This is a genomic window from Microcystis sp. Msp_OC_L_20101000_S702 (genome assembly GCF_007095705.1).
Lineage (GTDB): Bacteria > Cyanobacteriota > Cyanobacteriia > Cyanobacteriales > Microcystaceae > Microcystis > Microcystis ichthyoblabe_A.
On record NZ_SFBO01000068.1, the window covers coordinates 1 to 12,385 of the forward strand.

Annotated in this window: 10 protein-coding genes; 1 reads left to right on the top strand and 9 read right to left on the bottom strand. The window is 44.3% G+C overall.

The window, feature by feature from the left end; genetic code table 11:
• The 5 genes from EWV60_RS07540 to EWV60_RS07560 all read right to left on the bottom strand — a co-directional run.
• On the bottom strand, positions 1 to 81 hold an 81-nt coding region (locus EWV60_RS07540), incomplete at its 3' end, for a transposase-like zinc-binding domain-containing protein (protein WP_502705659.1).
• A gap of 434 nt (positions 82 to 515) precedes the next feature.
• Complete coding sequence (locus tag EWV60_RS07545; RefSeq protein WP_287231717.1) at positions 516 to 980, bottom strand: DUF29 domain-containing protein; 465 nt, start codon at positions 978 to 980, stop codon at positions 516 to 518.
• A gap of 16 nt (positions 981 to 996) precedes the next feature.
• Positions 997 to 1,455 carry a DUF29 domain-containing protein gene (locus tag EWV60_RS07550; RefSeq protein WP_002774801.1) on the bottom strand — a complete coding sequence of 153 codons (459 nt, stop codon included), beginning with the start codon at positions 1,453 to 1,455 and terminating at the stop codon, positions 997 to 999.
• A 43-nt stretch (positions 1,456 to 1,498) separates the two neighbouring features.
• Positions 1,499 to 2,482 carry a protein-methionine-sulfoxide reductase catalytic subunit MsrP gene (gene msrP / locus EWV60_RS07555; RefSeq protein ID WP_287231718.1) on the bottom strand — a complete coding sequence of 328 codons (984 nt, stop codon included), beginning with the start codon at positions 2,480 to 2,482 and terminating at the stop codon, positions 1,499 to 1,501.
• A gap of 85 nt (positions 2,483 to 2,567) precedes the next feature.
• Positions 2,568 to 3,953 (bottom strand): cytochrome P450, encoded by a 1,386-nt coding sequence (locus EWV60_RS07560; RefSeq protein ID WP_287231719.1) that lies wholly within the window; start codon positions 3,951 to 3,953, stop codon positions 2,568 to 2,570.
• A 263-nt stretch (positions 3,954 to 4,216) separates the two neighbouring features.
• Here EWV60_RS07560 and EWV60_RS07565 point away from each other — a divergent pair, with 263 nt between their 5' ends.
• Positions 4,217 to 4,972: a TVP38/TMEM64 family protein gene (locus EWV60_RS07565; RefSeq protein WP_287231720.1), complete on the top strand. Its 756-nt coding sequence runs from the start codon at positions 4,217 to 4,219 to the stop codon at positions 4,970 to 4,972.
• A gap of 5 nt (positions 4,973 to 4,977) precedes the next feature.
• Here the strand turns inward: EWV60_RS07565 and EWV60_RS07570 are convergent, their stop codons facing one another.
• From EWV60_RS07570 to ltrA, 4 genes are all read right to left on the bottom strand, one after another.
• The gene (locus EWV60_RS07570) at positions 4,978 to 5,601 is read right to left on the bottom strand and encodes a ribonuclease HII (RefSeq protein WP_287231721.1); all 624 of its coding nucleotides are present in this window, start codon (positions 5,599 to 5,601) and stop codon (positions 4,978 to 4,980) included.
• Entirely contained in the window at positions 5,598 to 7,769 is a 2,172-nt protein-coding gene (rne, locus tag EWV60_RS07575; RefSeq protein WP_287231722.1) for a ribonuclease E, read from the bottom strand. The genes EWV60_RS07570 and rne overlap by 4 nt, the downstream gene beginning before the upstream one ends.
• A gap of 807 nt (positions 7,770 to 8,576) precedes the next feature.
• Positions 8,577 to 9,332 (bottom strand): DUF2232 domain-containing protein, encoded by a 756-nt coding sequence (locus EWV60_RS07580; protein ID WP_016516178.1) that lies wholly within the window; start codon positions 9,330 to 9,332, stop codon positions 8,577 to 8,579.
• Between the two features lie 122 nt (positions 9,333 to 9,454).
• Positions 9,455 to 11,287 (bottom strand): group II intron reverse transcriptase/maturase, encoded by a 1,833-nt coding sequence (gene ltrA, locus EWV60_RS07585; protein WP_287231723.1) that lies wholly within the window; start codon positions 11,285 to 11,287, stop codon positions 9,455 to 9,457.
• Positions 11,288 to 12,385: the final 1,098 nt, after the last annotated feature.

Genomic DNA, 12,385 nt, shown 5'->3' on the forward strand with positions numbered 1-12,385 from the left:
TACACAAATATGATTTTGTTTACCTTGTTTATTGATGCCATTTTTACGGATATGGGTAGATTTACATTCAGGGCATTGCATTTTGATTTCCTCCATTCATATCTCTATTATGCAACGCCATCAATTTTACAAAATATTGCCTGTGTAGCACGGTGATGCAGAAAACCTTCACGCATAAGAGCCTCTAGATCTGCGGCATAACTACATATTATAGGTCAACTTTCTGCATAACACTCTCCGGAGTAACGATATGGGTCAATTTTCTGTATAACACTTCATTTAGGCGCAATCACCAGAACTTTTCCCCATATCACACCCAAAAGCGTGTTAGCCAGATTAGCATATTGCCAAAAACCTTGTTTAACTAAATTTCTGACAATTAGGCTCATTCTAGCGATGATTCTTCGATCTGACCGCACCCCTTGACAAAAATTTATAATTATTAGACCTTTAGCGATCACTATCGGGGGATAGTTGTTTTTTGTTACAGCAGTATGGAGCAGTCTAACTGATGGCTATATTTCCAGATTATCGCCCGCAGGAAACCAATCTTCATCGAGAATTTGTTCAAGGGAACCAATGGGAATAGCGGGGAAAGTATCGAGGGGTAATTGAGAGCGGTCACTGGCATTTTTTCGGGCTGAAAGATAACATTCATCAAAAATTTCCAAAAGATAAGGTTTCAGACTAGGACTATCTTTAAGTTCATCTAATATATCGAGACGAAAAGTTCTAATCTCTCCCTTCCAGTGACCTTTGTTTCTCTCTCTTTCTGCCGCCCAATATTTGAGTTTAAGTAAATGTTCTAATAATCGGGTTAACAGACTTTTAATTGTGCGCTTTTCACTCCTTCCCATACTTGCTAATTCCTCCAGTAAATTCTCTAAATCTACCCGCTCAAACTGTCTCGCTTGCAGTTGATTAATAGTAGTTATAATCCAGAGATAAAAGTCTTGTTCGTACATGGTTTTATTATCCATAATTGACCTCTAGATATTACTCATGGTTATTAGTGGGAAACCAATCTTCATCGAGAATTTGTTCAAGGGAACCAAGAGGAATAGCGGGGAAAGTATCGAGGGGTAATTGAGTTCTAACTTGAGCCTCTTTTCTAGCAAATTGATAGCATTCCTCAAAGATTTCCAGAATATAGGGTTTTAAACTAGGGCTATCTTTAATTTCTTCGATTATTTGTCTGCGAAAGTTGATAATTTCCCCTTTCCAGTGACCCTCATTTCTAGCTTTTTCTCCTGTCCAGTAGGTTAGTTTCAGCAAATGTACCAGCAATTGAATCAAAAGATTTTCAATTTTGCGTTTTTCACTCCTCCCCATACTTGCTAATTCCTCCAGTAAATTCTCTAAATCTACCCGCTCAAACTGTCTCGCTTGCAGTTGATTAATAGTAGTTCTAATCCAGAGATAAAAGTCTTGTTCGTACAGAGTTTTATTGTCCATAGATACTTAGTTAAACTGAATAAAACGAGGATAATCATCAAAATTAACTATACAAACTAGCCACATATTCACCGTAGCCATTATAGGGCAGAGTTTCGATAATTTCCCAAGATAAATCACTTCTACTGCCGATAAATTTCTCCGTTGCTTGCGACCAACGGGGATGGGGTTTACTGGGGTTTACATTAGCCTCAAAATCGTATTCGTGAGCGTCAATTGTGTTCCAGTAGGTGGCGGGTTGTTTGGCGGTAAATTCAATTTTTACTATCGATTTTGCTCCTTTAAAACCGTATTTCCAAGGAATAACCATTCGCAAGGGTGCGCCGTGTTGTTTTGGTAAATCATGTCCGAAAATTCCCACAGCAAAGAAAGCTAATTCGTTGGCCATTTCTTCAATTCTTAAACCTTCTGTATAGGGCCAGGGTAAGGCTCCTAAATGTAATCCTGGCCCCTTAGTAATTTCGGGATCATAAAAGGAGGTGAAACGGACGAATTTAGCTTCCAGTTTTGGTTCCACCGCTGCGATTAAAGCACCCATGGGAAAACCAAGCCAAGGTAACACCATTGACCAAGCTTCCACACAACGAAAACGATAGATTCTTTCTTCGAGAGGAAAGGTTTTTTTAATAGTATCTATATCGTAGGTTTGGGGATTTTTTACCAATCCTCCCACTTCTACCGTCCAGGGATTCGTCGGTAGTTTCTGCGCTTTTAACCAGATATTTTTCCCCCCTCCGAACTCATAAAAATTGTTATATTTCCCCGCTACAGTTTCGGCAACTACGGGCCGATTTACCGTTGAAAACTGCGGATTTTTGCTGAACCCTTCAATTTTAGGTAATTGCAAACTTTTTTCTAAAGCTTCCGAGGAGGAGGATTTACCACAAGAAGTTAATAATAGGGAACTCCCCGCAATTCCTGCCCCGATTAACCCCTGTAAAAAGCGACGACGTTTAAAATAAACACTTTCAGAAGTAACTTCATTTTCGGAAATTTGCCAAGATTTAGCTAAACGAATTAAGACCATAATTATCCCCAATTTTATTGACAAAAAAGCAGAGTTATGACATGGGATACCACAACTCTGATTGTACAATATTTTGTCAGTTTTTTTAAGAAATTTCGGCGAGCATGGGGGCAGTCACCAGAGGTTCCCGTCGTCCTTTTAAGACCATGGGAACTCCTCGCGAGGGAGCAAGGGTGACACCGCGGCGACTGGGTTTTTCAGGGGTATTATTAACTAGAGTTAACTGATAATTGGCCAAAATTGTGGCGATAGCGATTTTCATCTCGTAGATAGCTAAAACTTCCCCGATACAACGACGCGCTCCACCACCAAAAGGCATATATTCGTAGGGGGTGAATTGTTTTTCTAAAAAGCGTTCTGGTTTAAAAGTATGGGAATCGGGGAAGGTTTGCTCGCGGTGGTGAGCTAGATAAATACAACCCATAATAATTGTCCCTTTTTCTAAAGGATAACCATCTAGTTCTACCGGTTCTTCCACTGCTCGCGGAAAAGTTAACATTGCCACGGGATGAATGCGTAAAGTTTCCGAACAAACCGCCGAAAGATAGGGTAATCGAGTTATATCAATGGGGTTAGGATTATCTCCTAAAGTGGCTATTTCTTTGAGAATTTTTGCTTTAATTTCTGGATAGCGATGAGTCCAGTAGAGCACCCAAGATATAGCGGTGGCAGTGGTTTCATGACCTGCGAATAATAAGGTCATCAATTCATCGCGCAATTCCTTATCGCTCATCGGGTTGCCTTCTTCATCCCGGGCCGACATCAGTAGTGATAAAATATCACTACGATTGGGGTTAGGATTAGCTTTTCTTTCGGCAATTTCTGTATAGATAATATCATCAATTTTTGCTTGGGAACGCTGGTATTTTCCCCAGGGACTCCAAGCACCCAAATCAGCCTGCAAAATTGGGAAAAATAACAAAGAAACCATCACCGGAGAGTTAAAAATATCGAGCATTTCAGCCAGAATTTTTTTCAGGGTTTGATAACGTTCCCCTTGACTAATTCCAAAAACTGCCTCCATAATTACTTGTAAAGCAATCGCTGTGGTCGCTGAACGGGCCTTAAAAGGTTGATTTTCGGGCAATTCTGCCATTACTCTTAGGGTAATATCGCGGATTAAATCGCCGTAGAAACGCATTCTTTCCCCGTGAAAAGGTGGCAATAAAAGCTGACGGCGTTTTTTGTGGATGTCTCCGTCTAACATGATGACGGAATAATCACCAATAATCGGGGCAATAATCCGATTGGCTTCCCCCGGTGCCGAAAATTTTTTACGGTCATTAGTTAAAATTTGTTGTAGGGCCGAAGGACTACTGACAAAGATAAAATTATCTACAGTTAAACCAACTTTTGTGCTGAAAATATCGCCATGCTTGCGGGCGGCATTTTCCATAAAAGCTACGGGATTAATGATCCATTGTGCCATTTGCAGGAAGGTAGGGGCTTTGACCTTGGGGATGATTTTCATAGATTAATTGCTATATCCAATGCTAATTATTTCTAATTGTGACATTTTTTCCCCAGAGACGGCAAGGTGTAATATCAAGTAAACGGCAAAAATTACCCGGCTGTTGCTTGTCTTATCTTCTCAGAAAGACTGGGATTTTCTGGGAATTTTTAGGATTGGCTTTCTGGTCTAAACAATGATAATCGGGGTAGAATAGCCCCAGTTCTATTTAATTCGCTTCTGTAGTTCAATCTCTTTTTTTTCATTCCTTATAGGGACTTTTTATGATTATTTCCAAGTTTTTGCCCTCGGAAAAAACTGTGATTATCAGGCATTTGCTGTTATTAACTACATTTAGCCTTGTTTTTCTCCTGACTACTCCCCCCGCTTTTGCTGTTGAATCCAGTGCCTCCACTGGTTTTAATCCTCAAACTATTCTTTTCAATGCCTTGACTTGGGTGGATAGTTTGGGGTCTGTGGGAGCGATCTCGTTTATAATTATCTATATTCTAGCTACTGTGGCCTTTTTTCCCGGTTCAATCCTGACTTTAGGGGCTGGTGTAGTTTTTGGCGTAGTTTTAGGCTCTTTTTACGTCTTTATCGGGGCAACTATCGGCGCTACTGCCGCTTTTTTGGTGGGACGTTATCTGGCTAGGGGGTGGGTGGCGGAAAAAATTCAAGGTAATAATAAATTTCAAGCTATCGATGAAGCTGTGGGGAAAGAAGGTTTAAAAATAGTGCTTTTAACCCGTTTATCTCCCATATTTCCCTTTACTCTGCTCAATTATGCCTATGGTGTCACCGGGGTTTCTCTGAAAGATTATCTAATAGGTTGCGCGGGCATGATTCCGGGGACAATAATGTATGTCTATATTGGCTCTTTAGCGGGCAGTCTTGCCACTATCGGGACCTCGGCACCAGCCACTAACCCAGTTTTACTATGGACTATTCGCCTTATTGGTTTTATCGCTACCGTTGCCGTCACCCTCTACGTCACAAAAATTGCCCGTCAGGCCCTGGCATCAGTTCTCAGTGAGTAAACCCCTCAATCGCCATCCCCACCCCACTCCGTCCTTGGGTGGGGACTGACGCGGATTTGTTGACAGGGACTAAAAGAGAGCCGGTGCTGAGAAGTAAGTCCATGGTTGCCAATCGCTTCTAGGTGTTGAGCAGTGCCATAACCCTTGTGACGAGGGAGGCCATAATCGTGATAGCGTCCGTGCCAACGAGCAATTAAGTCATCGCGCCAGACTTTGGCCACGATACTAGCCGCCGCAATTACCGGCGATTGTTGGTCTCCCTGAATTACCGCCTTTTGGGGGATTGACAAATCTTTAATAATGTGCTTGCCATCGATCAAACAGAGACTGGGGGAAAGGGGTAATTTCCCGATAGCTCTGCTCATTGCCAGTAGAGAGGCATGAAGAATATTCAAGCGATCGATCTCTTTCACCGTAGCATAACCGATGCGACAAACAAAATCCCGTTGTATTTGCTGGCTCAATTTTTGCCGTTTTTGGGGGCTAAGTTGCTTACTATCCTTCACCCCCAACTCCCACAGCTGCGGAAAACCAGAAGGGACAGTGACCACTACGGCCGCCACCACGGGGCCAAATAAAGCCCCGCGCCCCACTTCATCGACACCAGCAATTAAGGGTTCTGCGCTCATGACTCATCGACAGTGGCGGAGGAACGACGACGACGACGACGCAGCACCGCAGTTTCAGCCTCTACTTGTGGCTCCTCCGTCACCTCGGCGCTCACCGGGGTTTCTAAAGGAATGACTTCGCCGAGAAAAACTGGAGTTTCGGGCGCAATCGGTTCGGGCGTAAAACTCGCTGGCGGACTAGCTTCTTGGTTGATTTCCTGACTAACTTCGCTAGTGGTGGAACGACGACGACGGCGCACCAAGTAACGATTTTCGGCTTCCTCGCCAGTTTCCGTCGCCTCTATGGGGGCGGTGGCGGCTGTGTCCTCGGCTTCTAGGGTAGGAGTCAAGGATATTTCAGGAGTGGCAGCCGTTTCTGGGTTTTCCGCTTCCCTTTCCCCTGGCAGTTTCACGGAAACAATCACCGATTTCGGGTCTTTAAACTCCTTATCCACGAGAATCAGGGGAGAAATGCCCATTAAAGAATAAACTTCCTGTTCTACGGGGGTCATTTCCACGGAAACCCGCTCCCGTTCGGTGACGGGGATATTTTTGCCAGCACTGGCATCTTCTCCTCGTTTCGAGAGACGGGCGGGGCGTTCTCGTTTTTCCTCAAGGCGTTGGGGTTCTGATTCCGGCTCGATTTCGTTGTTAACACCGTTAGTAGAGGCTTTTTCGCCCCGTTCCTCTTTGAGTAACAGTTCCGAGGGACGACGGCGACGGCGACGACGAGAATTATTAACCTGTTCTTGATAGTTGGGATGGAAGGAAAGATCCATCTCTTGGGCGTTTTCTTCGGCCTCAAATTCGGAGAAAACTTCTAGATAGGGTTCGGCCGCCGCAACGCTAGGAGCGCTCTTATCGGGTAGAACTTTTGTATTAGTCGTGGCGATGACAAGGGTTTCTTTTTCCGCGCGGCTAAGGGTGGGGGTTTCTAGGGCGATGGCGTTGCCTTCTCCGGGTAGATGGGCTAAATGGCCCAGTCCGCCGCAATGGTCACAGGTTTTGCCGAATAATTCATAAATGTTTTTCCCCTGACGCTTACGAGTTAATTCCACTAACCCCAATTCCGATAATTGGGCAATCTGGGGCCGGGCTTTATCGCTTTTCAGGGCTTTATTAAACAATTCCAGCAGTTTCAACTGGTCGCGACGGGAATCCATATCGATGAAGTCCACCACCACCACACCGCCGATATTTCTCAAGCGCAGTTGTCGAGCGATTTCTGTGGCAGCCTCGCTATTAGTCCAGAGTACGGTTTCCCGGGCCGTGGCCGAACGGGTAAAGGAACCGGAGTTAACATCAATTACCGTTAAAGCTTCCGTCGGTTCGATGATAATGTAGCCGCCGGAGGGTAAATCAACCCGGGGTTTCAGGGCCTCGCGAATGGCGGCGTTAACCCGGAAATAGTCGAGAATTGGCTGGGTTTCCCGATGGGAGTCGATATAAACCCCTTCGAGAGCTTTGCCGCCGCCCCAGTTCGTCAATTGCTGTTTAACTCGTTTTACCGCCATCGGGTTATCCACAACAATGCGATTGACATCGGCACTGTACATATCCCGCAAAACCCTTTGAATAAAGTCATCATCGCGGTTAAGCAGGGCCGGGGCGCGGCTGCTGACGGCCATCTGTTGGATGCTCTCCCACTGTTTTTGCAGAAATTCCAAATCCTCGATAATCGCTTCTTCCGCTTTGCCTTCGGCCTCGGTGCGTACCAGCAACCCCATCCCCGCCGGTTTGACCAAAATCCCTAAAGCTCGTAAACGGGAGCGCTCGTCTTCACTGCGGATGCGACGGGAAAGATTCACCCCGCGACCATTGGGCATCAATACCAGATAACGACCGGGGAGAGTGACATTTCCCGTTAGTCGCGGTCCTTTATTGCCAGTGGGTTCTTTCATTACCTGTACCAGCACTTTTTGCTGGGGGGCCAGTAATTCCGTGATAGCACCGGCGGTTTTTTTCAGTCTTAGGGGACCCAGGTCGGTGACATGGATAAAGCCATTGCGTTCCGCATCGCCAATATTGACGAAGGCTGCATCTATCCCGGGGATGACGTTTTCTACTAATCCTAGATAGATGTCGGCCACCTGTTGATTACCTGTGGCTACAACTAATTCCTGAATTTGATCTTCCCAAAAAACAGCCGCTATATGGTGTTGTTCGGCTATGATTATTTGTTTTGGCATTCAATTTCCTCAATCTTTCGGTTTCAAAAGCGACGGACCATGGGCTATTTGTCTATGCTTTGAGGCTACTTCCGGAAATCTGGTCTTGTTAAGAAAGTTCTAAGAAGATGAGTCCGCATCGTTAAAGCCTCATCTTGATATTCATCTGCCCCCCAGACGTGGGAACTGAGTCTTGGTTTCAGTTGTTAAGTCTGTTTGGCAAGTGCCGGCTTGACCCACAATTGGACAAGCACAGCCAGGAGACGAGATTTTCAATTAATCCCTGAGTCTTGCTCGATAACAGCATTTTTTATCCGTTTCCGCCGGTTCTGTCTATCAGAATCTAGGAAAAAAGGAGTTTTTGAGTTACTCCCCTCGGCAACAGGTTTCTGTGGAAGGGAAAATAGCGCACTTTTCGATTTTCCAAAAACCACGATTCTTTTAAGAAATGCTTTAATCGAGTCTTATAGACGACTATAACTCACTCGGTCACTCTCTGACAAGACGATAATCGGGGAAAAATGATCGATTAACAGTTGACTGGAGATACTGACCATAAAGCACTAAGGGACTTGCGTGGGAATAATATCCCAGCCAGAAAATCGCTCTGTAGAAGAATCAGACCGGCCAGATGGCATATTATCAAAGCGCAAGTCCCTTAGCTGCGGAGGCGCTCGAAGGCTCTCCCCCTACTTAGAGTGATCAGCAAACCTGAACGCTCGGAGGGCGCAAGCATTGCGCCCCTACAGTAACGGATTTTGTCCACAATGTAGGGGCGAACTGCGTTCGCCCAAAAGGTAGATTATCAAAGCGCAAGTCCCTAAATAATTACTCATAATCTAGTATGACCTGCACCCATTTGGGCGGACGAGGAATCGGATTACCGAGGCGATCAAGAACTAATAACGCCACTAAATGCACGGCAAATAAGTATAATAAACTATTGACAAATATGCCCACAACTGCTATCGATTGCACTTGCAGCAGCGTCGGTTTAGCGAGAATCCCTAACTGGGTGAAAATCCAATCAATAAAATTAGTCGCTTGGGTAATCACATATAACCAGAGATTTTCGCCTAAAAGAATTGAAAACAGCCAAAAACGAAAGAATAAACCAAAAGCCCCCAACAGTCCCCCAGTCAAGATAGAAAATTCCCAGCGCGCACCCCGGCGCCAGCATAGCCCCAATTGTACCCCCATCAAGCCGTGGGGAATCAAAAAGACAATACTGCGAGTCGGTCCCATCAACACCGACAAAAGTAAACTAGAAACTAATGCTGTCATCCAAGCACAGCGAGCGCCCCAACGTAAATAGGCTAAAGCGACAGGAATCGGGAAGAAAACCCTTAATAACGGTCCGAGGGGAAAATAATAATCAATTAACCAGATTAAACTGGTAGCACTGGCCAAAAAAGCCGTCTCCACCGTGATCAGGGTAGAGATAGACTTGAGGGGAGATGGTTGGATAGGTTTAGCAGTGGGTTTATCTAGGGGTTTCCCTTCTTCCCCGAGATCTACCCAATTGGTTTCATCTATTGTCTCTTCTGAGGATTGAGCGGGAGCATTAGCGTTAGAATCGTTCATTCTATCAGTTATCCGGTGGTCGGTACGGGTTGGCCGATTAGGGGTCGAGAAGGTCGTCACCGACCTCCCCTCCCATTCAGAACCGTGCGTGATACTTTCGCATCACACGGCTCCTAGTTTGACTATTCCCTTGTTAAGGATACGGCTTGACTTCCTTTGATTAACCTTGTATTATCTAGTTTGACTTCTGAATTTGTCAAACCAGATGGGTTTAGGCTTCCATCAGATGCCGATTTATCATCGTGACAGTGGCGGTGTAGTAATTGAAGGTTCTTATATTCATCCTTTCCGCCTAGGCTGAGAGGGTGAATGTGGTCAACTTCAATTAAATCCGATGGGGTGAAATACTGCCCACATCGGCTACACTTGCCTTGTTGCTTCTTAAGTAGTTTGGCTACTCTTGTCGGTGTGTCGATTGCTTGTCCTCGTCTGGTCGCCCAGTAAGTCCAATTTCCGTCGTATGGTGAAGCGTCGGGGCGTACTAGGGTGTGTCTGACGATTGGTGTCCAGTTATGTTTCCATAAATGAAGACCGTCTTTGGTTTGAAATAACCAAGATTCTTGTCTTTCTTTCCCGTTGCTGAGTTTAATTGTACCCGGTCTGAAATAGTTACTCAGCTTTTTGTAGTTCGCTTTATCACATCTTGATACTGTCCATGCCCTTAACATTAACCAGATTGTATTGTCTAGTTTATTGAAGGTATCCATAGATACTACTCCTGAGTAGTAGTTAGCCCAACCTCTAATGATTGGGTTTAATTGACTAATCAGGGCTGATTGAGGTGTTGTTTTGTGTTTTTTGATGACACCTTTAATCGCTTCTGTGTGGGCTTTAACTGCTTTTTGGCTGGGTTTAATGTGGGTTTTGTGACCAATTAATCGTCTTCCCCCTCCTATTTTCCCAGATTTGTATTTTCCTACCGGATATTGCCTGATATTGAACCCCAGAAAATCAAAACCGGGTTCTTCCGTTTTCCCATTGTACTCAATGGGGTTGAGTGTATGACACACTCTGGTCTTTTCTGGTTTGAGTTCTAGTCCAATAGGTTTTAACCATTCGGAAATAGCAGTTTTGCACTGTTCAATGATTTCGAGTGATGGAGAAATTACTACAAAATCATCGGCGTATCTTATTGGGACAGCTTGGATAAAACTCTTTTTGGGAAAAAGTGTTTCAATTAACCTTGCCATTCCATCCAGTGCGATGTTGGCTAGTAATGGACTTATTACCCCTCCTTGTGGTGTTCCTGTTTCTGTTTCTTCAAATACGCCGTTATCCAATACTCCTGCTTTAAGCCATTGTTTAATGTCTCTTTTCAGGGAGCTTGGACAATGAATTTTTGACAGTAAAAAGTTGTGATTAATTCGGTCAAAGCACTTGGCAATATCGGCATCTAATACAAAGTAGCTACCTTGATTAATGGTGAGGTATATCCTCGATATTGCATCATGGGCAGACCTTCCTGGTCGGAATCCATAGCTGGTTCCTTCCATTTTTGATTCCCATTCTGGCTCAAGTGCCGATTTAATCAACGCTTGTCTAGCTCTGTCTTTGATGGTTGGTATTCCTAATGGGCGTTTTTCGTCCCTGCCGGGTTTAGGAATCCATACTCTTCTTAGCGGTTTTGCTTTGAGTGTTCCTTTGATTTCCTCGGTTAGATTTAGCCTTTGTTCTGGGGATATTGCTATCACTCCATCGACTCCTGCTGTTTTCTTTCCTTGATTATCTTGGGTTACTTTGCGAACTGCCAATAGACGAGCGTAGTATGATTTCACCAAAAGACGTTGCAACCTTCTAACCTTTGCTTCTTGTCCCGATTTAGCCGCTTGGTATATTCTCTTTTGGAGCTTGAAAACATATCTTTGGATTTTCGCCCAATTGATAGCTTTCCATACATTCGTAGTCTTAGTGGTTTTCGGTTTCCCGAACCCTTTACCTTCTCTCGATTTCGTCATATAGACTCCTACTAGACTCTATCCTTACAATCAAACCGTAACCTGTTAGCATATCCTGACTATTACTGTCAGGCGTTGGCTTTTGGTTACATCTCACACCCTTAAAGGCTTGCGCTTACACTTATCACTACTGGGTATTTCGACCGATACTCAGAGCCTAAAAGGGTTTATAACGTTCCGTTTATATGGGCATTCCATCTTTAGATTTGTCCTCTCCACCGGGGTACTTTAAAGGTCTGTGTAATTGGTGTTAGTATTTCCTTACTCTTCCCCTTGTTCTTTTTGAACGCAGTGTAGTCAACCTATTTCACTACTAGCTAATTACGATGGTTCAGGTCGGACATTCGGTTCACACCTAATCATGGATGGTTGGCAGTGGTCTCGATTCGGATGTTAGGTTACATCTAGGAGCCTTCCGTTCCCCGCTTCAGTCCCAGAGTTGTGACTTCTGAGTCTGGGGGTGGCTATCGCCGTTACTCTCACCTTTGTAGCAATTGTAAATAATTGTTACAAAGTGTATTGACCTTGAGTCCCCTTGCCTAGTTTGGTATCGGATGATACTAAACGTCGGGACATATAAACAGTTATAAGGTTGGTCTGGGTTGACCTCTTAGATTCAGTCGGGGGACTGAAGACCTTACTAGGCGGTTATTTCAGGCATTTGGCTCCCTATTTCATGCCTAAACGTTTCGCACGCTATCCTTAGCTTAGACTTGCGACTCCCAGTCAGGCAAGAGGCAAAAAATAAGTAGGTAGGTGTTAACAATTGTCAACCCCCCTGATTAAGGGGATCGAACCTAAAATCTATCTTTAATTTAATTAGGGCTTGCTGAATAAATGTGAAATTTAGGCAAGGTAAGGGTTTTGTGGTTTTTCTCGCGAAACAGCTGCAAGATTTTGAGAGAATCGTGCTTCCAAACCTTGCGTCTTCATCAGATTTTCTATCCGAATGCTTCGCCCGTACTTTTTGCCGCAAACCCTAATTAGGGTTTGCTGAAAAAGTCATTGAAAAGTACAGGTCTCTTAATCAATGATTTCACTTAGCTACAAGCATAAGCTTTAGTTGTTGATTAATTTTTAAGTCATAACTTATCCTAA